The sequence below is a fragment of the Photobacterium sp. HL06 genome, from assembly GCF_059552575.1.
This window is the reverse complement of record NZ_CM183915.1, coordinates 1,416,207-1,439,942: the sequence shown is the minus strand read 5'-3', so window position 1 is coordinate 1,439,942 and position 23,736 is coordinate 1,416,207. Positions and strand designations below refer to the sequence as shown.

18 protein-coding genes and 4 pseudogenes are annotated in these 23,736 nt (G+C 46.1%); 6 read left to right on the top strand and 16 right to left on the bottom strand.

Annotation, left to right across the window (positions count from 1 at the left end; all coding sequences use genetic code 11):
* Nucleotides 1-162: 162 nt before the first annotated feature.
* The 9 genes and pseudogenes from AC51G0_RS24550 to AC51G0_RS24510 all read right to left on the bottom strand — a co-directional run bounded on the left by AC51G0_RS24550 (nucleotide 163) and on the right by AC51G0_RS24510 (nucleotide 7,544).
* Nucleotides 163-540, bottom strand: coding sequence for a hypothetical protein (locus AC51G0_RS24550; protein ID WP_496302159.1), 378 nt, complete (start codon nucleotides 538-540; stop codon nucleotides 163-165).
* A 159-nt stretch (nucleotides 541-699) separates the two neighbouring features.
* Nucleotides 700-975: pseudogene (locus AC51G0_RS24545) on the bottom strand (ISAs1 family transposase); the annotation flags it as partial.
* A 248-nt stretch (nucleotides 976-1,223) separates the two neighbouring features.
* Nucleotides 1,224-1,885 (bottom strand): annotated as a pseudogene (locus AC51G0_RS24540) (transposase); the annotation flags it as partial.
* Nucleotides 1,886-1,948: 63 nt separating this feature from the next.
* Nucleotides 1,949-2,317, bottom strand: a pseudogene (locus AC51G0_RS24535) (IS6 family transposase); the annotation flags it as partial.
* Nucleotides 2,318-2,473: 156 nt separating this feature from the next.
* Nucleotides 2,474-3,697 carry an HDOD domain-containing protein gene (locus tag AC51G0_RS24530; RefSeq protein WP_496302158.1) on the bottom strand — a complete coding sequence of 408 codons (1,224 nt, stop codon included), beginning with the start codon at nucleotides 3,695-3,697 and terminating at the stop codon, nucleotides 2,474-2,476.
* Between the two features lie 111 nt (nucleotides 3,698-3,808).
* On the bottom strand, nucleotides 3,809-4,270 hold the full coding sequence (locus AC51G0_RS24525) for a chemotaxis protein CheX (protein WP_496302157.1): 462 nt from the start codon (nucleotides 4,268-4,270) through the stop codon (nucleotides 3,809-3,811).
* A 136-nt stretch (nucleotides 4,271-4,406) separates the two neighbouring features.
* Nucleotides 4,407-4,799: an MAPEG family protein gene (locus tag AC51G0_RS24520; protein ID WP_496302156.1), complete on the bottom strand. Its 393-nt coding sequence runs from the start codon at nucleotides 4,797-4,799 to the stop codon at nucleotides 4,407-4,409.
* Nucleotides 4,800-5,106: 307 nt separating this feature from the next.
* Entirely contained in the window at nucleotides 5,107-6,426 is a 1,320-nt protein-coding gene (locus tag AC51G0_RS24515; protein ID WP_496302155.1) for a methyl-accepting chemotaxis protein, read from the bottom strand.
* 374 nt (nucleotides 6,427-6,800) lie between these two features.
* Nucleotides 6,801-7,544, bottom strand: coding sequence for a methyl-accepting chemotaxis protein (locus tag AC51G0_RS24510; protein WP_496302154.1), 744 nt, complete (start codon nucleotides 7,542-7,544; stop codon nucleotides 6,801-6,803).
* A 413-nt stretch (nucleotides 7,545-7,957) separates the two neighbouring features.
* On the opposite strand from AC51G0_RS24510, the pseudogene AC51G0_RS24505 reads away from it, so the two are divergent.
* Nucleotides 7,958-8,107 (top strand): annotated as a pseudogene (locus AC51G0_RS24505) (IS6 family transposase); the annotation flags it as partial.
* A gap of 1,014 nt (nucleotides 8,108-9,121) precedes the next feature.
* Nucleotides 9,122-10,168 carry a class 1 fructose-bisphosphatase gene (gene fbp, locus AC51G0_RS24500; protein WP_496302153.1) on the top strand — a complete coding sequence of 349 codons (1,047 nt, stop codon included), beginning with the start codon at nucleotides 9,122-9,124 and terminating at the stop codon, nucleotides 10,166-10,168.
* Between the two features lie 67 nt (nucleotides 10,169-10,235).
* On the opposite strand, the gene AC51G0_RS24495 is transcribed toward fbp, so the two are convergent.
* The 5 genes from AC51G0_RS24495 to AC51G0_RS24475 all read right to left on the bottom strand — a co-directional run bounded on the left by AC51G0_RS24495 (nucleotide 10,236) and on the right by AC51G0_RS24475 (nucleotide 17,793).
* Nucleotides 10,236-12,551, bottom strand: coding sequence for an FdhF/YdeP family oxidoreductase (locus AC51G0_RS24495; RefSeq protein ID WP_496302152.1), 2,316 nt, complete (start codon nucleotides 12,549-12,551; stop codon nucleotides 10,236-10,238).
* Nucleotides 12,552-12,561: 10 nt separating this feature from the next.
* Nucleotides 12,562-13,521, bottom strand: a complete 960-nt coding sequence (gene fdhD / locus AC51G0_RS24490; protein WP_496302151.1) for a formate dehydrogenase accessory sulfurtransferase FdhD — start codon at nucleotides 13,519-13,521, stop codon at nucleotides 12,562-12,564.
* Between the two features lie 171 nt (nucleotides 13,522-13,692).
* Nucleotides 13,693-15,255 carry a BCCT family transporter gene (locus AC51G0_RS24485; protein WP_496302150.1) on the bottom strand — a complete coding sequence of 521 codons (1,563 nt, stop codon included), beginning with the start codon at nucleotides 15,253-15,255 and terminating at the stop codon, nucleotides 13,693-13,695.
* A 492-nt stretch (nucleotides 15,256-15,747) separates the two neighbouring features.
* A complete protein-coding gene (locus AC51G0_RS24480; protein WP_496302149.1) occupies nucleotides 15,748-17,040 on the bottom strand; it encodes an ATP-binding protein in 1,293 nt (430 codons plus the stop codon).
* A gap of 9 nt (nucleotides 17,041-17,049) precedes the next feature.
* Complete coding sequence (locus tag AC51G0_RS24475; protein ID WP_496304195.1) at nucleotides 17,050-17,793, bottom strand: response regulator; 744 nt, start codon at nucleotides 17,791-17,793, stop codon at nucleotides 17,050-17,052.
* 201 nt (nucleotides 17,794-17,994) lie between these two features.
* On the opposite strand from AC51G0_RS24475, the gene AC51G0_RS24470 reads away from it, so the two are divergent.
* Both AC51G0_RS24470 and AC51G0_RS24465 read left to right on the top strand, forming a co-directional pair.
* Complete coding sequence (locus AC51G0_RS24470) at nucleotides 17,995-18,468, top strand: hypothetical protein (RefSeq protein ID WP_496302148.1); 474 nt, start codon at nucleotides 17,995-17,997, stop codon at nucleotides 18,466-18,468.
* A gap of 425 nt (nucleotides 18,469-18,893) precedes the next feature.
* On the top strand, nucleotides 18,894-19,967 hold the full coding sequence (locus tag AC51G0_RS24465) for an SGNH/GDSL hydrolase family protein (RefSeq protein WP_496302147.1): 1,074 nt from the start codon (nucleotides 18,894-18,896) through the stop codon (nucleotides 19,965-19,967).
* Between the two features lie 73 nt (nucleotides 19,968-20,040).
* Here AC51G0_RS24465 and AC51G0_RS24460 read toward each other — a convergent pair whose 3' ends face one another.
* Nucleotides 20,041-20,733 carry a DUF4336 domain-containing protein gene (locus tag AC51G0_RS24460; RefSeq protein ID WP_496302146.1) on the bottom strand — a complete coding sequence of 231 codons (693 nt, stop codon included), beginning with the start codon at nucleotides 20,731-20,733 and terminating at the stop codon, nucleotides 20,041-20,043.
* Between the two features lie 180 nt (nucleotides 20,734-20,913).
* Nucleotides 20,914-21,837: a LysR family transcriptional regulator gene (locus tag AC51G0_RS24455; RefSeq protein ID WP_496302145.1), complete on the bottom strand. Its 924-nt coding sequence runs from the start codon at nucleotides 21,835-21,837 to the stop codon at nucleotides 20,914-20,916.
* A gap of 113 nt (nucleotides 21,838-21,950) precedes the next feature.
* Between AC51G0_RS24455 and AC51G0_RS24450 the strand changes: the two genes are divergently transcribed.
* Together AC51G0_RS24450 and AC51G0_RS24445 are read left to right on the top strand one after the other, a co-directional pair.
* Complete coding sequence (locus AC51G0_RS24450; protein ID WP_496302144.1) at nucleotides 21,951-22,433, top strand: TRAP transporter small permease; 483 nt, start codon at nucleotides 21,951-21,953, stop codon at nucleotides 22,431-22,433.
* 4 nt (nucleotides 22,434-22,437) lie between these two features.
* A complete protein-coding gene (locus tag AC51G0_RS24445; RefSeq protein ID WP_496302143.1) occupies nucleotides 22,438-23,736 on the top strand; it encodes a TRAP transporter large permease in 1,299 nt (432 codons plus the stop codon).

The following is a 23,736-nucleotide window of genomic DNA, read 5'->3' as shown; positions in this document are numbered from 1 at the left end:
CAATAATCCCACTCAAATAAACTACTCAGTTCTAAGTTTACTATAGTAAAAAAATCTGCTGGAAACTGTCACGTTCCAAGTTGATTAGAAGAGCAAGTAATCTTGGTCCGGTAACTTCATACAACTTGCCTTCGTGTCCTGGCTGCATTAAAGCGGCAACATCTACAAATACATTTCTAGTGTCTTATGATATTGCTGTTTCAATTTAACCAATGTATCTAGCAAGATGGGGTTAACACCATCCAACTCAAAATTCAACTCATCAACAAGTTTTAAATTTTCCTTCATAATATTATGATCAACTTCAGACTTATTTGTACCAATAAGAACTTTCCTTAAAATGACAAGCTCTTTTTCGATTAAAAATATAGTTGAAAAAAGAGCTTCTTCTATTATAGTTTTGGGCTTTATATCATAATTGCTAACCATGTGATAAGCAATGTCAATACATGTCTCACATATATATCGATCAGAAAAGCAGTGTACTTTCACATCGTTCCTGCCGCATAAAGTACAAGGTTTTTCAAGTAATCTAGTCATTGATGACTTCCTCTAAAGATATAAATATCCAATATAAATACAGATGTGTATAATATTATGAAAGGGGTAGTTGCAACTAATCAGAGAATGCAGATCTACCCAGTAATGGGCTTAATGATTACTGGTAAACCCACGGAAATCGCACGAACATCCCCGCCATTAAAGGCTTCCAAGAACCTGACTTAAATAGTTTTCATCCATTGCGCACATCATCCTTTTGCGCGTAATGTCACCTTTAAAGCTCTTTTCTTGCTTTAAAAGGTTTAAGCAGACCTGCCTGATTCTTGCAAAAGCCTCTGCTCGATCATCTACTCGAACTCGGCAAGCGTCTTCCTTGAACGCCACATCCAACTGCCAGTGCATTGATTCCACTAACCAATGGGAACGAGTCGCATCATGTAACTCTCGCGCGCTGAGATTACGTGAACTGATATAATCGGGCTGTTGAAAAAGCCCAGTTTAATTGCTCAACTGCACTAAGCTTTGCAACTAGGTGTATGAACTCCTCGTGAGGCAAGATGCATGCAAGGGCGACATAGTTATCAGTCAGAGCAGATTTTTCCGGTCAACTTGGCTGATTTTATTCCAGATGATCATTTGCTAATGAGGTTAGATAAAGTGCTTGATTTAGGCTTTATCTACGACCTTACTGTAAACCTTTATTGCTCGGATAACGGTAGAACTGTCACAGCGAACTGTCGGTTTAACTTATTAGGTACTTCAACATGCTCTTTAGTGGCTTTCTTGTAGGCATGTTTAGGCAACTGACAACTCACTAGAGCAAGCTTTTTCATGAGCTTACCAGCACGACACCGGCTCAGTGGTATTCCTTTTGCTGTGACAATATCCGCGATAGTCCTGGCTCCCGCTGAGCCATTACTGATGCGGTGAGCGGCTTTAACCTCGCCACACAACTCAATGTAGTCAGGATTAATCACCTTGGGGCGGCCAGACCAATATTTGTAACTGCTTCGGTAAATGCTGAACACTTCGCAAAGTGTAGTTACACTGTGGCTCTGCTTGAGTTTCTCGACTAGCGAGAATTGTTCAGCGAGTCGGACATCAAGAGAGCAGTAGCCTTTTTTAATATTTCATTATGTTCTTCGAGGCGAGCCAGTTTCTTTTTTAACTCACAGATCTCGATTTGCTCAGACGTCATCGGAGAAGCTTTAGGTGAAACTCCTTGTCGTTCTTCTTTTAGTTGGCGAACCCACTTATCCATGGTGGATTTGCCTACATTCATGGCCTTAGCTGCTTCAGCTACCGAGTAGTCCTGGTCAAGAATCAACTGTGCGGCTTCAAGTTTAAACTCGGGGCTAAATGTTCTTCTACTACGTTTTGTCATTGTGTCACCTGTTAACTTCTGAGGTGATGATATCACCTCTAATCAGGTGGCCAAATTTAGTGTGCCACTACACCCTATCGCCTTATCAAAGAAGCTTCTAGCGGCGGCTTCATCCCGTTTTTCAGTCAACATGAAATCGATGGTGTCACCGTACTTATCGACAGCCCGGTAGAGGTAGTACCAGCGGCCTTTGACTTTGATATAGGTCTCATCCATTTTCCACGAACCAGAAACAGCACGCTTCTTGCCATTACGGAACGCGGCTTCCGGCTGAGGGGCATACTCCAATACCCAGCGATGGATAGTTGCATGATCCACCTGAACCCCGCGCTCTGCCAACAGCTCTTCAATATCTCGGTAGCTAGCATACCAGCGGACCGCCATCAGGATGGTGGCGGGAGGGAACTGTTTGTTGGCGAAACTCAGGATCATCGGGGAGCTCATGGTTAGATAAAGGAACAGGTCTATCATCTCTGATAGGTCTGTTGATTTGTCATCCGTTCGTCAAAACAGATGACAATTGTAAAGATGGCAATTTATTAAGCACCAAGATGCGACAGAACCCGCAGTTATTATCTGAAATCGGGTTTAACTAGGGAAAACAAACTTACCAGGATTTTGTTTCCGAACATCAGCAACAATTTTCCCATCAAGTTGCATATTTGCCAGCCAAAAGGGCGTGTGTTTAGGTTCAAACCCTTTACTACGTTCCATCATATCATAAATGGTAAATGCTCTGGCCTGCCCTAAAGCCGCACCATGTACATCTCGATCTAGCACTGGTACATCGTCAATATCTTCCAGCAAGGCATTTTTCAAATGAAGGTTACGAGGCCCCCAGTTAATATAATCAACAATTCGACGAGTAAGTTTCTTTTCCCAATTGTGAATAATATCAGGTAAAAAACCCATTTTCGGAGTGATATCCATGCAAGAAAAATAATCATCGCGCAATTCACGTTGGCGAAAATCTTGAGTAACAATCTCCTTAGCTTCCTCAAAGCAATTTAAGAAATGATTGCAAACAACAAATAACGCGATGCTACGTAAAACGCCCAGAAACACCCCTTCATCCGGTTCTTTGTATTCAGAGGCCTTTAGACGAAGTCTTGTTACATTGGCCATCATAATCGCATGTTGCCATACCTTGGGAGTTATTAACTTGGTGCTGCTATCCGCCCATTTTAGTAAGGGTTTTATCATCAATACCGGAAATAACATACGACAATTCTCAATACCAATAAAACCAATGGCAGTTTTAGCGTCTGAAATATTCCTTTCCCCTTTTCCCATTTGCTCACAGAACTTTTGATTATTTACTAAATCTAGAATGTCCTTCGATAATGAATGATACATAATCGTCATAGCCCCTAGTTTCTGGAAGTTCAATGTAGGGGAATAGGCAAATGAAGCAAAGTGTGCGAAGCCATCATGAATCCCAGACAGGCGTTCAATAGGCTTCTTTTCAAAGCGCTCTTCCATCACTTGCCTGGCGGTATTAGTTATCAGATCTACATTTTTCTTATACTGTTGTTGCTTGACTAAACTTTCAACGCGTTTATCCAACACACGCTTGCGCTCGCACTCAAGCAATAAGCGTTGGTTACCTGTTACCCGTTCCTTCTCATTGAGAATTATAGTATCGCAGAATTCTGTCTGGCGGCTAAAGGCATGGTCAACAGTGCTTTGATCAACAAGAAATCGCAAGCTCACCAGCCATTTGGCATAACGAGATTCAACTTGCTTACTCACCTTCGAGGCCGTTTTCAATGCTTCTGTTGTGTAACGTTTATCTGAGAAAATAGATCCCACGAGGCTAAACCTTCACTCTATATGAAACTAAAACTGATAGCTATGTGATACATTAAATACATCATGTATCAATATCGGTACGACGCATCTATCTCTAAATGTTTGGTACTATTAATCGAAGCAAATTTCGATAAATGCTCTACCATATTTGGAGTCAAATGGCATGATAATGATCGGCCCATCACATTTATGGGTGATAGTATGGTTTTTTCCTGAGACTACTGCAGGTGTTGCCATGTCAAAATCATATCCTTGATCGGCTAAAACTCGCTTAGCTCCCCCTGTTACCATATTGGTAATTTCACCGACCATATCCGTCACTTCCTCATTAATCCCATTAGCTCGTTCACCCAGCATTTGCTGCATGACTTCAAGTGCAAGGGGTTTATCAAAAGTAACCGACATTGAACCTTTGGTTTTTGGACCTATCATACCGATTAAGCCAGATACGTCACCGCGAGCAACTTCATCTGTTTTGATGCGCGGTTTTTGAGGCCTTAACTCTATTTCTGCCATTGTTTTCAATACATTTAAAAAGGAAGATAAAAAAGGATTTACAAATTCCACACGCATAGTTTTGGCCTTGAATATTGGATATTCTTCTCTTAGCTTACTCACTAAGTTTAATAGGTTGTATCGCAAAGTTATGTTGAAGTACAAACGTACTAATTTCGGCTTTGTTGCTTTCTATTCATGGGCATTCAGGTGCCTAACCTTGTGGGACAAGAGACATCATGTAGCCACAACATCCCACACCAAATAGAACATTGATGCTTCGTGCTGTAGCGAAGTTAGTAATATACAAAAATGGGTGGAGCGCTCTGGTTACACCAAACAGCAGTGATGGCACTGTAAGTTCGGCCCAGGAAGTGCCAGAGGCAACAACCGCTACAATTGTTGCTGAGTAAAATGCCAGGGCTTCCCAGGCGTTAGATTGCGCGGCGATTACCCGTGCTCCTGAGCCGACTAGTTCATTGGCCTGGAGGCGTGGATGGTGGTTGTCTAAATGTCCTAGCTGCTTAACTTTTATGTATCCACCCAAACCTGCCAGGGCGTAGGGCATAAATGCAACAAAAATTAAAACAATGAGAGGGACAGGCATCGGGACTCCTTACCTAAGTGAACGTTAATTTGACGACAGGGTTTGAGCTGTAGCAGCTCAAACTGACAGAATACAGACCTATCTTCCGCTGAACTGTTTGACGAGGCGTTGAAGACTTTCTAAATCAGCAACCAGCTGTTTGGTGCGGTTGACCGAATCGCTTGAGAGCGTTTTGGTCAGTCTAGTAGCATCTCTCATGCGATGAGTGTGCCCTGTGACTCCTTTTGTTACCTGTACTTGCTCAGCGATGGAATGTGCGATTGTGCCGCTTTGTTCTCCAATGTGAGTGAGGTCGGCAACAATCGCCTCAAAAGCTTGCTTGCTTGCTTTGCAGTGACAGCTCGACACTTTTCTCTGAAGATGTAATACCGTTTTTCATCAGGTTACCGGTATTAGTTGCGGTCTCCTGGAGTACATTGATTCTGGCTCGAATTTCTTCAACAGAGGCATTGGTTTTAGCTGACAGGGCGCGCACTTCATCGGCCACCACCGCAAAACCACGCCCTTGCTCACCGGCTCTGGCAGCTTCGATGGCGGCATTGAGTGCCAGCAGATTAGTTTGCTCGGCGATTTCCTGAATCATATTCAGTATCGATTCGATGCTTTCAACGTCAGTATGAAGCTTTTCCAGGGCGGCGGATGAGTCGGATAACTGCTCACCCAGCGTATGAACCGCATCAACAGCGGTATCGACGGTTGTGGCACCCGCTTTGGCTGCTTTTTCTGCGCTTAATGCGTATTCGGTACGCTGCTTGGCTTGCTCTGAAACTTCATCAATTGATGCGAGCATCTCTTCTGCGGATACGGCAATCGCATCTGTTGCTAAATCTTGCTCTTTGAGCTCCTCGTCTATACGTTTGCTGTTAGCAAACTCAGTTTCCACATTGAGTAAAATGTTGTCGGACGTTTCGTTTGCCCTGGCTGTCGCCGCCCTGAGTTCGGCTTCTTTCATCATCATGGCAAGTTCAATACCTGAGAGGTCATCACAGTAACCTGTGTAAGGATGCTCCATGAGTGAGTTTGAATATTGTCTGTTTGCACTGGACTTAAGCGTGTTTAGGCGGTTTTTTAAGCGTAATAGCAAGCCGGTTTGTACAGCAAGTAGCCCAAGAAACAGCGTTGTTGTAATAGCACCATTGAGAGCCTGCGCGCTCTGTAAGAGGATAAGCAGAGCCAGCACGGGGATAATGCACAGCGCAAGGTTTACCCAGTTTATCCGGCGAGGTTTCACTGGCCCTTGTTTGAGTTTCGCATACAGTGAAGTGGCGCGTTTGATTTGCTCATCACTGGGCTGAGTTCGCACCGATTGATACTCGTAGACTTTGCCATCTTTGCCAGGGATGGGGGTTACAAAGGCGGATACCCAGTAGTGACCGGAGCCTTTGCATTTGTTTTTCACCAGCCCCATCCAGCTGTTACCTGATTGGATGTATTCCCAAAGCTGCGCAAACGCGGCTTTGGGCATATCCGGATGTCTAATCGTGTTGTGCGGTTTGTCTAAAAGCTCAGCTTCAGTAAAACCGGACACCTGACAAAAGTCTTCGTTACAGTGTGTGATGTGACTATCAGGTGTGGTCGTTGAAATCAGATTATCTGATTCGGAAAATTTAATGCATTCGTCGGACATAAGTGATCCTCGTGATTGTTATTGACTAGCAGCTGCGTGCGACTAAAGCTGTTTAACTAGGGATTAAACCTGCGGCTTGCTTGCGCTTAAATTCATGATAGGTTATAGACTGAATGTATTTAGCGCTTTCTCCTGTAATTGAGTTTGTTGTTTTAGCGCTACAGATGCGGCAAGGGATTGATTAACGGCTGATACATTCTGCGAATCGAGCTGGCTTGTTTGAGTAATGTTAATTGACAACGCTTGTGCGATGCCATGCTGCTCTTGAGAGGCTATTGCCACTTGAGAGTTGAACTAGGACATTGATGCTACCGCACTTGAGATGTCTTCAAAGGATGCCTTTATGCCATCAGCTAGTTGCACTGACTCAGTGATTAGCTCAACATTTTTTGCATATTCTTATTGGCAAGCTCGGACTTCTTCTGAAGTTTGTCGATGATTTGTTGAATGTTGGTTGTCGAGGCTTGTGTTTTAGACGCCAGCTCACTTACTTCGTCGGCCACAACCGCAAAACCTCTGGTCGCTTCAATAGCAACATTGAGGGCTAAGAGAATGGTTTGCTCTGAAACGCCATTGATGACGTCAGTCACTTTACCAATCTCTGTTACAAAACCATGTAGCTCACTCAGAGAGCTGGTTGTATTGTCTATAGAGGTATTGATGTTGTCGTTAAGAGCAATATTGGATTCAAGGTTAGCTCGACCTGAGTTCACGCTCTCTTTTGCTTTGTTTGTTTGCTCATCGGCTCTTTCAGCACGATTTTTCGCCTCAAGGGAGGTGTTTGATAACTCCTCAATGGCAGTGGCTATCTGCTCTCGCTCCTGCCCGGCATTGGAGAGGGTGTTATTCATTGCCTGGTTGAGCTCGTCTGCAGCAGAAGAGACATGTTGAGAAATGTCGTAAGAGCTTTTAATCAGTTTGGATAACTCATGAGACAGCTGAAGCGATGATTTGTAGATGCCAGACTGGCCATCGTTTTTTTGGTTAGCGGCTTTCAGGTTACCTGAGGCAATTGATGCCATGAGCGATGCAATCTCATTGGGCGGTCCGCCAACAGGTTTGATAATAAACCTGTCAATGATTGCCAGCATAATGCCTAGAGTGATGACCAGGCTCACTAAGCCCATGGCTAGTGATATGTAGAGCTGCGTATTAGCGCTGTTTTGTATGGCGTCATGTGTCGAGAAGTTAACATATCCCTAGTCACTTACATCCACTGCGCCCGAAATATTCGATAATGACTCGATTGCGCTGTCATTTTTCTGCTTCTCGAAACGCTCTACAAGACCCGACAACCGCGCTGAATTATAGTAGATAATTCAGTTGGCAATCAGGCGGGCACAATCATTCCATTGCTCAATCTGGTAATCACTTCCACCTACTTTAAGCCTCGCTTTATCACTGCGAAATAGCAAACATCAGTAATAATGTTATAGATCTCACTAACACCTATATGTATATGGGCTTAATGTTGCAAAACTGCCTCTAAGCGAGAGACTGATGTGATATAGGCAGAGCTGAGAACCGTTAAATGACCAACGAATTCAAATGGAAACATTTTGCCCCTGAAATCATTCTCTGGAGCATTCGTTGGTATGGCTCTACCCCGATGAGCTACGCTAACCTCAGTGATATGTTGGTCGAACGAGGGATCTCCGTGCATCGCTCCACGCTCAACCGATGAGTTGTTCAGTTCTCGCCCATCTTACACAGGAAAAAATCAGCGCCAGAAAATGTTAATAGGTTGTTTCGTTCTAAATCGCTTCACCCACCTAGAGATGCCCAATAGCTAACGACTCGCCTTAGCAATCGCGGCATTTAATGCCATTTGGCTAAGAAAGTAGGATTCAATATCCTAACCATCAAAAAGGCACAGTGATCTTGGGTAGTTTAGCCCCATTGTGGTTGAACAGAAAAATGTCGCTTAACTTGGTGCCCAATCTTGTTGGGGCAGATCAATAATAACTCAGTACTCCAGTTTGCAACACAGCCCCAACAAAGCCTCCATAACTTTTCTCATGCTACCGCCCTTCGTAGTTAAACGACATCTCACAGGAATCTTTATGCAGTTGACCAAACCTATGCTCTATAAACAAAATTAGCTTAACACAAAAATGAAAGCGCTTTCTTTAGTTTCTGGTTGTGTCGAAAAGTGGTATGTCGCAAAGTTATGCTGAAGTACAAGCACACTGATTTTCAGATACAATTAGGCCGCCAGTGCGTAAAACTGCTCCCAAGCAGATAAGCCTTCGGGGTTGTCGATCTGTCCATTTTTGTTTAAATAGCGGGGCTTTGTCGCTATCGATACAAAGCCATACATTGTTACAGCGAAAGCTGTGCCCTTCCTCTTTAATAATCACGAAAGCGTTTATATCACCACGATTTAGTTTGTATCTATTGCTGAATTAAGGCCGTATTTACCCAAACCATTTTAAATTGGGATAAACAATCAGAGTATTTAATAAATAGTTTTGTGCACATGGCGAAACACTCTTATTACCTATTAAATGTGTTTCAACAAGTGAGTATTGGTTAATATAAATTTCAACCAATATTACAGCTAAGCTCTATACCATTAAGAATAAGCACGCTGTTAATTGTGGAATTAAACTTGTCTACAAAAGAGTTACATCATTATTTTGAACGTTGTTTTTAGTTTACCAAAAACAAAATAATAGGATATCAAGGATAGAAAATGTCCGACATTAAAACACTTGGTGAGTTCATCATCGAGAAGCAGAATGACTTCCCCCATGCCAGTGGCGATCTTTCTTCACTACTTGGCTCAATAAAATTGGCAGCCAAGATTGTAAATCGTGAAATCAATAAAGCGGGATTAATTGATATCACAGGAGCGGTAGGCACGGAAAATATTCAGGGGGAGCAACAGCAAAAACTCGACCTTTACGCCAATGACAAATTTAAGGCCGCACTAGAAGCCCATGCCCAGGTATGCGGAATTGCCAGTGAAGAAGAAGATGAAGTTGTCGTTTTCAGTAAAGAGCAAAATCGTAATGCCAAGTATGTTGTCCTGATTGACCCGTTGGATGGCTCTTCAAACATTGATGTGAATGCATCCGTCGGCACTATCTTTTCTATCTATCGCCGCCTATCGCCAGTTGGCAGCCCCGCGACAGAAAATGACTTTCTCCAGCCTGGCAACTGCCAGATTGCCGCAGGATATGTCATTTATGGCTCTTCAACCATGTTGGTTTATACCACAGGAAAAGGGGTTCATGGTTTTACCTATGACCCTTCTCTGGGCGTATTCTGTCTTTCCCATGAAAATATTCAGATCAGTGAAAATGGCAGTTGCTACTCAACCAACGAAGGCAACTATATCCGCTTTCCTGTCGGAGTGAAGAAATACATCAAATACTGCCAGGAAGATGTTCCCGAGGAGAACCGTCCGTATACGTCACGCTATATTGGGTCACTCATTTCAGATCTTCACCGTAACCTCCTTAAGGGAGGGATTTACCTTTACCCAAGCACCGCTGCTCATCCAAACGGTAAGCTCCGCCTACTATATGAATGCAACCCTATGGCTTTTATTATGGAGCAAGCAGGCGGTAACGCTTGTAATGGGGCGAGCCGGATCATGGATATTAAACCGACATCACTACATCAAAGAATGCCTTTTTTTGCGGGTTCTACAGCGATGATCAGCAAGCTCGAGCAATTTCTCACCGAACAAGATAATAAAGAATTGTCATCAATACAGAGTCGAAATACTCGCTGATATTTTGGCTTAATCATTTCCCCCAGAAAGAACGCCCTGCTCTTTCTGGGGGTTATTTGCTATCCAATTAAGAGCTGACGATGTCGATCTTATCGTCCTTCACTGAGCTCGGTACTAAAATGATCGGAATGGCTTTGGATGTCGGAGTATCGCTCAGATCACCCTTACCATCAATCGCCACCAGTGGGTTGGTTTCAGGAAAATACGCCGCGATATTGCCAGATGGGATGTCGTAGGCCACTAGCTTAAAGCCAAAGACCTTGCGCTCGACACCATCAGGCCACAATGACTCAACATCAACCAAATCATTGTTTTTCATACCTAGTGCAGTAATGTCATTGATGTTGATTAATAGGACTTTGCGCTCACCAGAAATCCCACGGTATCTGTCTTCAAAACCATAGATGGTTGTGTTGTACTGATCATGCGATCGCATCGTCTGTAATACAAACACCGGATCTTTACTCAGCTCACGCAGGTTCGCAGGCAACAAATGCTGCGGTAAAGTGTGATGCTTAAATTGCGCTTTTTCCGATGGTGTTTGCCATCGGCGCTCTGCCGCGCTGTTGCCTAGGTAAAATCCGCCAGGCTGTTTGATTTTGTCATTAACGCCAGTAAAGCCCGGAATGACCTTGGCGATTAAGTCCCGAATTCTGTCATAGTCTTCAATTAACCAGCTCCAGTCCACCGGTTCCTTACCAAGGGTGGCTTCTGCGATCCCTGCGATAATCGCTGGCTCAGAGCGCATTTCAGCCGTTTCACTTTCTACAACACCGGCAGATGCATGAACCATGCTAAACGAGTCTTCGACTGTTATACACTGCGCCCCGGCGGCTTGCATATCAACATCCGTTCGCCCCAGGCAGGGTAAAATCAATGCCTCTTGCCCTGGGATCAAATGGGTACGGTTCAACTTTGTCGCAATATTCACGGTCAATATACAATTGGAAAGTGCCTGCTGGGTTAACGATGTATCAGGGGTGGCTGCCGCAAAGTTGCCCCCCAAACCGATAAACACCTTGCTCTCACCCGCCAACATTGCCTTAATCGCACCGACAGTATTGTGCCCGGGCTCAGCCGGTGGCTTAAAGTCAAAAGCATCGGATAAGCTTTCCAGGAATGCCGCACTGGGTTTTTCATCAATTCCCATGGTACGGTCGCCCTGTACATTACTGTGCCCTCGAACAGGACAAAGGCCAGCACCTCGCCTGCCCAATTGGCCAAACAGCAATTGCAAGTTAGCAATCTCCTGAATGGTTTTCACCGAGTGCTTATGCTGCGTAATGCCCATCGCCCAGGTGATAATGACGTTATTCGCCTGCCGGTATGTATCAGCAGCCTGCTCAATTTCAGACTGCAACAATCCCGCTTGCTCGGTGATCTCTTCCCATGGCGTCGCCTCAACGATTTTCAGATACTCCTCAACACCTTGGGTATGCTCGCGAATGAACGGCTGATCAAATATCGACGCTCGCCCTTCCTTGCGCTCTAATTTATCAATCGCATAGAGTGCTTTTACCATCCCACGCACAACGGCCATATCACCGCCCAGTTTAGGCGTGAAATAACGCTGGCTGATCTGCGTTGCGCCGCCGGTTAGCATTTCTCCTGGTGACTGGGGATTGGTAAAACGTTCTAACCCTCTCTCTTTCAGCGTATTAAAGGTGACAATAGCAGCACCACGACGCGATGCATGACGCAGCGTATCCAGCATTCTCGGGTGGTTCGTGCCAGGGTTCTGACCAAAAACAAATATGGCATCGGCGTGATCAAAATCTTCAAGCGTGACGGTGCCTTTGCCGATGCCGATTGATTGCTTAAGCCCAATACCACTGGCTTCATGACACATATTTGAGCAATCCGGAAAGTTATTGGTCCCCAACTTCCTGACAAAGAGTTGATACAAAAATGCAGCCTCATTGCTCGCCCGGCCAGAGGTATAGAATTCTGCCTGACTCGGGTGCTCAAGCGCATTCAAATGCTTGGCTATCAATGCAAATGCCTGCTGCCAGCTTACCTCTTCATAACAGTCAGTTTCGCGGTTGTATCTTACTGGATGGCTAAGCCTGCCCTGATACTCCAAAAAGTAGTCGCTTTGCTGGGCAAGCCAACCCACAGGATGTTGCTGGAGAAAAGCCGGTGTCACACGCCGACTGGTTGCTTCCCAGTTAACGGCTTTGGCACCATTTTCACAGAAGCTGATGCGTCCCCGCTCTTCAGCTTCCCCCCACGCACAGCCAGGACAGTCAAACCCTTTGTCTTGGTTTGTCTTCAGCAAGTTACGCATATTACGAGTAACATTCTCGCTTTTTACCAAATGTTTGGTCGTACTCAGCAAGGCACCCCAACCACCCGCCGATCCGTCATATTTTTTTATCGTCATTACCGTTCTCTTACTGTTTGGTCAGGTTTAAGCGAAAAGCACCATGGTAGACATTGAATCCGCCGCCATGAGTAAAACCAATGAGCGTTAAATTGAAGCGTTTGGCCATATTGATGGCGAGATTTGATGGCGCACCGGCTGCAACCAATACCGAAATCCCTGAAACCAGCGCTTTCTGAACCAACTCAAAGCTGATACGGCCGCTAAGTAGAACAACTTTCCCCCGCTGATGCAGATCTGGCTCTCGCGCCATGCTCCCCATCAGCTTATCCAACGCGTTATGCCGCCCAACATCTTCGCAGCTGAGCAGCAACTCCCCTTCGGCATCAAACAAACCACAACCATGCACACCGCCGGTCATCGCAAACATCGATTGGGATTGGCGCAACTTATCGGCCAAGGAAGAAATAATATGGCCTGATAGCCAGTGTTCACGGGTGTCTAACTGGGGAATATCACGCAGCTCTAATGATTGCATCGATGCTTTACCACACACCCCGCAACTGGAAAATGATGTGGTATCTCTGTTGATCAATGACCAGTCAACAACCACATCTGGCGCTAAGGAAACATGGATTTCATTACCAGAGATTTCATCGCTGTCCAATTGATCATTGATGCCAGTAATATCACTTGCGGATTTGATAATGCCTTCAGCCAACAGTAATCCGGTGACGAGGTTGTGATCATCGCCCGGTGTCCGCATTGTCACTAAGTAGACTCTGTCCTGCTCTTTGCCTTGCAGATCAACATAAAGCAGACGAATTTGAAGCGGCTCTTCCACTATCACTGAATCAATTGACAAGGTTACATGAGCACCGTTTATTTGCTGGCGTGAACATGTCACTACGCCTGCGGAATGTGAGCTGGGCTGATGCTGCCATTGACCACTTTTTTCATGGTCTACATTGCAGGCTGAACCTATATAGCTCACCCCATAATCTTCCTGATTTCTTTTCCGTTTAGCCATGGGCTTATTCACTCTAATAGGTTGACTTTACAATGTTGTACATATCCATTTTGCTCACCATCTCAATATCATTTGAGTATAGGCATTCGTTATTATTATGGGCAGCAACGGTTGCTGCCCGGCCTGTAGCTATAAATGGGTTGTTATAAACTGATCGTTATAAACTGCTCGTTATAAACCTTGTTCCTTCGCCATTTTTATTGCCATCTGCGGTGCATTCCAAAGTGATGGCAGCAAGATTAAAGAAACGGGAACAGCGGTGATGACGATAAAGGACTGGAGTGCCGAAACACCGCCTGAGCCCAAGGAGATCAGGATGAGTGCGGTGATCCCCATCATCACCCCCCAGAAAACACGAATAATGGCATTGGGCTCTGTATCACCGCTGACAACAACACTGATGGTGTAGGTCATCGAGTCACCTGTGGTCACGATGAAGATAGTGGTCAGGATCAAAAACAGAATGGAGATCAGCATTGGCATTGGCAACTGCTGGGTAATCGCCAGCAGTGCCCCGGGTAAGTTGAACCCTTCAAAGGCCTTGCTGACAGAGCCCGGTTCGGCGATTTCAAATGCAACCCCCGAACCTCCAACCACGGTAAACCAGAAGCAGGTAATAATAGGAGCCGCAATACTGACTGCCATCACCAGCTGGCGAATGGTGCGGCCACGTGATATACGGGCAATAAAGATTGCCATCATCGGGCCGTAACCGAGGAACCACCCCCAGAAAAAGACGGTCCACCAGCTTAGCCAGCTTTCATCACCACGGTAGGTGGCCATAGGAATAAAGTTATCCAGCATGGTGCCAACACCCTGCAGGTAGCTGTTGACGAGAAAGCTCGTCGGGCCGAAGACTAAGATATACGCCATCAAGCCGACCGCGAGGATCACGTTATAACGGCTGAGGATCTGAATACCGCGGTTTAGCCCACTCAATGCCGAAATGGTATAGATAGCAATAGCAAAAAGAATAACGATGAATTGAGTGGTAAAGCCGTCTGGGATGCTAAATAACGCATTGAGGGCAAAACTGATTTGCAGACCAAGGAAGCCAATTGGACCGATCGTACCGGCAGCAACCGCGATGATGCAGCAGGCATCAATGAATGCGCCGGTCAAGCCGTTAAGTGCGCGTTCACCCAATATCGGGTAAAGCAGGGTACGAGGCTGCAGTGGTAAGCCTTTATCATAATGCAGGTGCATTAATACGATGGAGGTTAAGCTGCCAAGGATTGCCCAGGCCAGGAACCCCCAGTGCATGAATGATTGCGACAGGGCATTAACCGCGGCTTGCTGAAGATTTTCCTGAGCACCATATAGCGGTGGTGGGCTGACAAAATGTGCAATCGGCTCTGCGGCAGCCCAGAACACCCCGCCACCGGCCAGCAGGGTACAAAGAATTATGGCCATCCAACGAAATGCATCAATTTCAGGCCTGTCCAGCGCGCCAAGTCTGACATGCCCGGTTCGGCCAGCAGCTAATCCCAGGCTGATCAGAAAAGTAAGCAGTAGCAGCACTTGCCAGTAAGGGCCAAAAACCTTAACTGCCCAGGTGAATCCTGAATTGACGATAGATGACAGGAGTACATTGTCGTAAAGAGCCAGTACAACAAATAACGCAATGAAACCGCCACTCATCCACAATGCGGGATTATCCAACCCCAGTTTTTCGGTGGTAGATTGCTGTTTTGGTACATGTTCTGCTTTTACAGTGTTTGTTAAGTCGGACATGTTATGTCTCCAAACGTTATCGGATTTGCATACACAAAAACGTCATGGTCCACTGCCTGCTTCGGGATCTTATTTTTATATGACTAAAGCGCCTCTTATTCAGGCTGCAGACGAGTTGGTCATTGTTGGTTTTCAGGAATCAGGCCATCTCCCAGGGAATTGAACCAGTTACTGCCCATGATCTGGCTGACATACCTCACCTGTTATGTAACAAAAATGTTTCAACACAGGTAAATCATGCGCAGGAAATGGTGATAAATCGAATGCTTTATTTTTGACAATTGATAAATTTTACTTATCAATCAAAAGCGGACAGTAAGGAATAAGCCTGAATTAAGGGTAGCAATAACGCCAAACGCTATCATTTTCAGAAGTATTCCTACGCGTTAAATAACTATAGTGAGTACAGTCGGTTTTGTCGCAAAGGTATGCTGAAGTAGAAGTGTACTGATTTCCAAATTCAATGAGGTTGCAAGCGTGTGTGGCTTTAGCCTACTGACAGTCTTGCGGCAAGATAAGCGTAAAACGCGCCCCGCCAGAGTCACTTAAGCCAATCTCTACCTTTCCTTGGTGCCGTGCGGCAATTTGCGCCACGATAGCCAAACCAAGCCCATGCCCATGCCCACCGGACTCCCGATCCCTTGCTGTCCCTACCCGGTAAAATGGTTCTAGAATTCGTTCTCTTTCCGCTTTGGGGATCCCGATGCCGTCATCATCGATTTGAATATACAGCGCTTGTTCCTTGCTAAAAACACTGACATCAATACGCTGCTCAGCATAGCGGGAAGCATTGCGGATGATATTCGAAACTGCACGTGTTAACTGGTGCACATCCACACTGGCTTGCTTCTCGGGATCACAATCTAAGGCAATATTGATATCAGTATCTTTCTGGCAACTCGTTACCAGCTTATCCAGCCAAGAAGAAACATGGTCAGATGTCAGATTCAGTGGAATAGCCGCCCGCTCCATCTTGGCAAAATAGAGAAGCTCTTCAATCAATTGCTCCAGCTCTGTCATATCATCATGAATACCAGCAGCATAATGTTGCTGCTCTGGTGATAGCCCGGAGTCTTCCAGCATTTCAAGCTGGCACTGGACCCGAAAGATAGGCGTACGCAATTCATGGGCAACCGCATTGGTCAGCTGCTTGTGGCTGGTTATCAACACTGAAATCTTATCTGCCATCTGGTTAAAACTGCTATTAAGCCGCCCTAACCGATCGCCTGCCTTTTCCGATGCCCTGACAGCAAAGTCCCCTTCAGCAAATGCCAGAGTCGCCAGCTCCAGGGCGCGAAACCGACGAGATAAAATAAACAGCATCAAAGCGCTATAGACAGCAAAGGTGGTGTAGAAAACAGCCCACAGCAAATCGGATTCAAAATCGAGTTTTTCCCATATGGGTTCAGCCTGATCAGGCGAAAGTAGATAGACCTGCTGCTTATCACCATAGATGACATAGTAACGGTAGTCATCATCAGAAAAAATGCCGTGCTGTTTTAAATTATCGATGATCTCAACATCTAACTCGGGACTGCTCCATTGATACGCAGTCATTACTAACCGGTTTTCTTTGGCATAATTGGCAAGCAACTCATCGGCAGGGAGTTGGCCTCGGACTCTGGCGACATCATCAAGGATCATCATCGAACTATGTACCTGACTGACCTCGACAATCTCTTCGTAATCCGGCGTAAAGTCTTGGGTAATATAGATATAGGCCAGAACACTCAAGAAAAAGAGTACCGCAACGCTTATAAAAAATTCACAATACAATCGCTTCATGGTCTGCTGCTACCACCTATCAGGTACAAAAAGGTACCCTTTGCCGCGTACGGTAATTATTTTCCGTGGCAGTGCCGGATTGTCTTTGAGCTTTTTACGCAGCGACACGATTTTATTGTCGATAGTGCGATCAAGGCCGTCATATTCAATACCCCGGGTAGTTTTAACCAAAAACTCACGGGATAGCACTTCATCAGGACGGCAAGCCAGCAGCCACAACAAATCGAACTCGCTATCAGTCAGGCATACAGCTTCGCTATCGAGAATGCATGACTTTCGGCGGCCATTTAGGTTCAAACCGCCATGCCGACATTCTGAAACAAGCTCCTCTGGTATCTTTTCACCATCTGCAAGACCCCCAGAATCCGCTGTTGCGAGATCCTCGTCACCACGGCGCAGTAACATACGAATACGGGCTAGCAATACTCTGGGTTTGATGGGTTTGTTGACGAAATCATCGGCACCGATTTCCAGCCCGGCAACATGGTCAATATCATCGTCGCTTGCAGTCAGCATAAGGATCTTGCTGTTAACCATGGGCCTCACGTTCCGGCAAATCGTCAGTCCATCCACGCCAGGAAGCATCAAATCAAGTACAACAAGATCTGGCTGATGCTGAATAATCGTATCTGTAGCCAAACGCCCGTCGGAGACAGTCACAACCTCAAATTGCTGCAGCCTGAAATAGTGTGCCAGCAGTTCACAGAGCTTTAGATCATCCTCTACCAATACAATTTTTTTCATCTCCCCCACCATAAATTAAACACCGTTCAAAATAATGCCGCACGCATTACATAATGAAATGACAATTTTATCAAGCAACTAAGCGGATAACCCTCATAAATAACTCATCATGTTATATCACGCAGAACTATTTCAAATTGACCCAATGGCAATTTCTTCCTGTACTTGAAGTATCAAACTATTACTTACAGCTAGGCGCAACATACCAATATGAAGAGTTTATTCACTGACAAGCTCTCGATCGTATTAGCGGTAGGGATCAGTACGGTGCTAGCCCCATTCACTATTTCAGCCGACAACGCCCTACTCAGCTCATTGCAAGGTTGCTGGCATGGCGAAGCTCTCAAGACCCCGGTAGGGCCTCGGGCTTACCCGATCTGCTTTGCATTGGATGAAAACAATGAGCTCTATGGTATGGCAGAATTGACGGTTTCCCAACACCACTGGCGCTTCCAGTTTGATGAAGATGCAACCAAGCTTAGCTTTCTTTCTACTTTTGCCGGAAATCAAACACCAATAAATCTATCGGCTATTAGCACTAGCTCCGACAAGGTGACCTTTGCAACGCACAACAAAGATTATCTGCAAGTTCAGGTTTTGCAATTAGAGCAGGAATATCAATTCACAATCCGGATTCGAGGAGAGGAGCATGTAATTATTCAACTGGTTCCGGAGGAAGAGTAATACCCACCAGAATTTCTGGCCGGTAAGTATAAATTGTACTGACTTACACACATCACAGCAGTTTCGAGACGTTAGGTTCAACTTCAGTTAACAACTGATTGCCAGTTAAAAGCAGTGTTTTGCGTGGATTTTCCCCATCATTTTATCTCGAGGCACTTCATAACAAAATGCATCCTGATTGATTTATCAACAGCACTATCTAACAGGTATCGCAAACTTCTTAACATTCATTCTCATAAATCCTTTTACGTCCTTTATCAGTCATATAAGAGGGTTATAAGTTAGTGTCGTTGGAACAGAGCTTTTGACCAAGTCAGTTGTCTTTGATGTCGAAAAGTCAAAAAAGTGGTATGCCACTTTTCAGGGGGATATTGGTGAGCTCTGCAATGTTGTTCCATCTAAACCCACGATTAAAAGGACTTAACATGCTTAAAACCCTAGGTTGCCTTTCTTCACTTTTCATCTCAGCATGCGTATTCGCCCAGGCTGTTCCGGCAACGCATCATGCTCTGCAATATGAAGGGCGTAACTCGAAGGATTACAACGCCGGCACGGTTCAGATCAACTGGCCTGGCACCACATTGAAAACCCACTTTGTCGGCAGCAAACTGACGGTTGACATGATAGGTAACGGAGACCACTTTGATGTTTTCAACAATGGCCAGCTGACCAATAAAATCATCACCAACTCGGGAGGTACGAAGCAGACTTTCGTATTGTTTGAAAGTGAACAGCCACAAACAGTACTGGTGGAAGTGGTAAAACGTACTGAAAACTACGAAGCCATGACCAAAATCGTTTCCGTTGAACACGATGGCTACCTAGAAGGAGCCTGGAACTATCAACCACATATTCTGTTCATCGGCGACTCCATCAGTGCCGGATTTGGTAGTGAGTCCACCAAACGGGACTGCACATGGGAAGAAATTTATTCCTCGTCGAACGCACGTTTAGCCTTTCCCTATCAGACAGGTCAAGAACTGAACGCCAGTATCACCCAGCTATCTTTCTCCGGGCTTGGGCTGATTCGTAACTGGAGCGGCAATCAGTCTTACCATGATCTGACTTACTATGCTGACAAAGCTAGTGCAATCTACGGTCAGAAACTGGATTTTGAAGACAAGTACCCGGATCTGATTGTGGTTGAAGTCGGTACCAATGATTTCAGCACAGATCCCCAACCTCATGAGCCGTGGGCCAACATTGAGGAAGTCAAAACAGCCTGGGTCGATCGTATGGTGGAGTTTGTCGGTGATCTTAAGTATCGCTATAACAACACCGATGTCATCTTGATGCCTCGCCCTGCCTACCCTTACGATTACATCATTCCGGCAACCAATGAAGCGATTGAAATTCTCAATTCTCAAGGGCAGAAAGGTATCTACAGCCATATTTTTGCCTCTCCGCTGGAAGGCTGTATCTGGCATCCGACCACTCAGGAGCACAAGTCAATTGCGAAGGATCTGAGTGACTTTATTCGCGCTAACCAGCTCCTTTAAGTTAATAAAACTAGGCTGAGCTCAACGAAAAAATGCGGCGTAATTAGCCGCATTTTGCTAGTACATATAACCATTACTTGAGAAAACGAACACAGAGATCAGTAAATACTGACTTCGCGTTATCCTCAATGATATTGCCGTGAGTCACGATGATCCGCTCAAAATCCCATCCCTGAACATTGCGAATGAACTCAGTGAACTTTGGCTTATCTTTGATCATGAAGCCCATTTTGAGCGGCGGTGCAATACAAGTTCCCTTGAAGCCAATCGGCTGGAAGACATATTTGGTCATGACACCGGCAAAACCCGTTGGCACTTTATCTGAATAATTCTGGATCAGATCGGTGACAATTAACGAGCGAGTCTTTTTGTGCAAAAACACGGTTTCGTTGAACAAAGGAACGGCGGGCATTGTTTCCCACTCAAAATCTTCCGGCCAGGCGTTTTCATAGCCCTCTTGCAGGATATGATAATTCGACAGCGGTACTTTTCTCGGGATCCCGGCGCTGACATACGCTTCAGCTTCCGGGTAGGCATCGCACCAATCCTGTAACCAGTTATTGTGGGCATTACTGGCAGCAACAATAAACTTGACGGTGCCTAGCTGGTCAATGTCAGCTTTCAACTCAGGGGAGAGTGCTGTCGGCGAATGGATCCACAATCCGCCATCCGCTAGCTTCGCCACTGTCATCCGCAGCCCGAGCTTGGTGCCAGCTAGTTTCATTGAATCATCGTGTACCCAAAGATCGTCTCCGATTTTCTGCATTCCTGGCCTCGTTAGCTATCTGAATCTATTCAATTATATTGCCAGACCGCTAGCATTTCGCATCCTGTCGCGATCACAGAACATCACTCAGATCCGACTCAAACCATGATCACCATCGCAGGCTTGATATCTCTACTGTCCCAACGATCAGTTTCGCCATCAAGTACTACTGATTTATCCCTATGAATCAATCTGAATGAACTTATCAACTCCACCCCGGATACTCTCGGCAAACGCTTGGGCAAGCCGTGACAACGGCTTATGTGCTGGGGTAATAATGGCGTGATCAAACGCTATCGTCGGGGCAAAAGGACGAAACACTACCTTGCCCTGTCCTGACTTATACAACTTATAGCTAGCCGCACTGATCGGATCGCAGATGCAGCAACACAGCTGCTGCTCGACAAACTCAAAACCAGAAATATAGTTCTGTAGTTCAAACCGAGCATGATAGCGAGCGTCTTTCTCCTCGAACATAAACTTTACAAGCTCGTTAATGGGATGCTGGGCAAACAAGGTCGCCAGCGGCACATTGTCCAAATCTTGCGGGGTGATCACCTGAAGCTTTGCCAGCGGATGATCCTGATGAACCGCGCATACACCCTCAAGCCGAATGGGCTCCACATTGATGGAATCCCGCTCTTTCGGTAGCTCGGAATAGCCAATGTCATATTGTTGCGATGCCACCCAATCATGCACGATGGACGAACTACGCATCATCATCGATACATTGACCTGCGGCCGATCTTTAACAAAGTCGGCAATAACATGAGGCATAAAGAACAAGGCCGCAGCAGGCATACAGGCCACTCGCAAATTGCCTCGTGACAGGTTTTTCACCTCCGCCATCAACTGCGCCGAACGTGTCAGGCGCTCCAACACCGCTTCAGTCTCTTCCAACAAAAAATAGGCTTCGGGCTTGGGGACCAGGCGTCCTTTGTTGCGCTCGAACAGCTTAAAACCCAACTCGTTTTCGAGGCTGACAATCATTGAGCTAACTGCCGGCTGGGTACGGCACAAGGTTCGGGCGGCAACAGATACCGAGCCAGAGCGCATAACGGCCCGAAAAGTTTCCAGCTGCTTTATCGATAGATTGGTATCCATACTCATCCTATAAGAAAAATTTATCGAATTAGAGAAATAATAAATTTGTTTCTATTGGCTGTCACCTTTAAATTAACAACGTATTCACAAACGCAACAATAAGGAAATGTGCAGTGGAGCAAACATTCAGATACCTACTGACCGGATTGATTGGCGTAGTAGCACTGACGCAATTCGTCCAGGTCATTACCCGATATGTCTTCGAAATCCCTATCATGGGGCTGGAGGAATCTATCGTCATCCCGACCCTGTGGCTGTATATGCTGGGAGCGGTCAATGCCTCGAGGGAAGACACCCAAATTCGTGCCAACGTACTGGAAATCTTCATCAAAACCGAGCGTGGCCACACTATTCTTGCGCTAGTCGGTGAAGTGATCAGTTTCGTGATTTCCCTATGGCTGACCTATTGGGCCTGGGACTACTTCAAATACGCCCTGCGGGTGTGGAAAGAAAGCCCGACGCTGTATATCCCAACCTTCTTTCACGAGTGCTCGCTATTTATCGGGCTGGTTTTGGTAACCGCCTTTATCGCGCTGCACATCGTCAGGTTGGTCCGCCAATTGAAGTCTCCGTCCTACTCAGTAAATAAGGCATAAAGTTATGGTTGAAGTTGCATTATTCGCAGTCGGTGCCCTGGTGCTGCTGCTCACTATCGGGGTTCCCCTGCCCTTCTGTTTTGGCGGCGCGCTAATGATCATGACCTACATGGGTGATATTTCCATGAAGGGCAACATGATGTGGGGAGCCGGCCAGCTGACAAACCCCATTCTGCTCGCGATCCCTTTGTTTGTCCTTGCCGGTACCATCATGAGCCAGAGCGGGATTGCCGCCAGCCTGCTCGGATTCGTTAATGTGTTTGTCGGCCATATCCGTGGCGGACTCGGCATTGTTGCTTCGGTAAGTTGTGCCATCATCGGTGCGATCTCCGGCAGTGGCCTGACCGGTATTGCCGCTATTGGTCCGCTGCTTATTCCTGAGATGGAAAAGCGCGGCTACCCACGTGCCTATGCAACGGCACTGATCGCCAACTCATCAATTTTGGGCCTATTGATCCCACCGAGTGTCACCATGATTGTGTATGGCTGGGTCACCGATACCTCGATCCTGGCTTGCTTCCTGGCGACACTTGGCCCCGGTTTGTTGGTTACCTTCAATTTTGCCGTCATTAACCTCATCATGGCGCGCAAGTTCCCGCTAGTGTTGGACGACAAGCCATCCATGTCGGGCCTAATCAAAGAAGCATCATCACGCACGGTTCATGCTATTCCGGCGCTGTTCATGCCGATCATCATTCTGGGCGGGATCTACGGCGGCATTATGACGCCAACGGAAGCCGCGGCCGTCGCAGTGATCTACGCAATCCCGGTCGGGTTTATGATCTACAAAGGGCTGAGCTGGAAGTCATTGCTGGCATCAGGTAAAGAGTCAGCCACAGCTGTCGGCTCTATCATGTTTATGATCCTGTTCAGCCTGATCCTAAGCCAGATATTTGTGGTTGAAAACGTGCCCCAGGAGCTGGTGGATAGCATCTTCGGCATCACCGAAAACAAAGCCCTGTTACTTATCTTTATCAACGTCCTGCTATTTCTTGTGGGCATGGTCGTGAACGATATCACCGCTATCATCCTGATCGCCCCACTGTTGCTACCTCTGATGACAGCTATCGGCATCAGCCCTATCCAGTTTGCCGCCATTATGGGCGTCAATACGGCAATGGGCGGGGTTACACCGCCATACGCCTCAATCCTGTACCTCGGTGCCCGCATCGGTAACGTCAAGTTCTCCGAAGTCGTTGGCCCGGCAATGATGCTGATTCTGTTCGGCTACCTGCCAGTCGTTGTCCTGACATCGTTCTGGTCTGATTTATCGCTCTTCCTCCCTACTGTGTTTGGTTACTAA

Bases quoted from the DNA above. Each gene is read 5' to 3' on its own strand.
- AC51G0_RS24550 (WP_496302159.1), bottom strand. From the start codon at position 540: ATGACTAGATTACTTGAAAAACCTTGTACTTTATGCGGCAGGAACGAT.
- AC51G0_RS24525 (WP_496302157.1), bottom strand. From the start codon at position 4,270: ATGCGTGTGGAATTTGTAAATCCTTTTTTATCTTCCTTTTTAAATGTA.
- AC51G0_RS24520 (WP_496302156.1), bottom strand. From the start codon at position 4,799: ATGCCTGTCCCTCTCATTGTTTTAATTTTTGTTGCATTTATGCCCTAC.
- AC51G0_RS24515 (WP_496302155.1), bottom strand. From the start codon at position 6,426: ATGTCCGACGAATGCATTAAATTTTCCGAATCAGATAATCTGATTTCA.
- fbp (WP_496302153.1), top strand. From the start codon at position 9,122: ATGTCCGACATTAAAACACTTGGTGAGTTCATCATCGAGAAGCAGAAT.
- AC51G0_RS24495 (WP_496302152.1), bottom strand. From the start codon at position 12,551: ATGACGATAAAAAAATATGACGGATCGGCGGGTGGTTGGGGTGCCTTG.
- fdhD (WP_496302151.1), bottom strand. From the start codon at position 13,521: ATGGCTAAACGGAAAAGAAATCAGGAAGATTATGGGGTGAGCTATATA.
- AC51G0_RS24485 (WP_496302150.1), bottom strand. From the start codon at position 15,255: ATGTCCGACTTAACAAACACTGTAAAAGCAGAACATGTACCAAAACAG.
- AC51G0_RS24480 (WP_496302149.1), bottom strand. From the start codon at position 17,040: ATGAAGCGATTGTATTGTGAATTTTTTATAAGCGTTGCGGTACTCTTT.
- AC51G0_RS24470 (WP_496302148.1), top strand. From the start codon at position 17,995: ATGAAGAGTTTATTCACTGACAAGCTCTCGATCGTATTAGCGGTAGGG.
- AC51G0_RS24465 (WP_496302147.1), top strand. From the start codon at position 18,894: ATGCTTAAAACCCTAGGTTGCCTTTCTTCACTTTTCATCTCAGCATGC.
- AC51G0_RS24460 (WP_496302146.1), bottom strand. From the start codon at position 20,733: ATGCAGAAAATCGGAGACGATCTTTGGGTACACGATGATTCAATGAAA.
- AC51G0_RS24455 (WP_496302145.1), bottom strand. From the start codon at position 21,837: ATGGATACCAATCTATCGATAAAGCAGCTGGAAACTTTTCGGGCCGTT.
- AC51G0_RS24445 (WP_496302143.1), top strand. From the start codon at position 22,438: ATGGTTGAAGTTGCATTATTCGCAGTCGGTGCCCTGGTGCTGCTGCTC.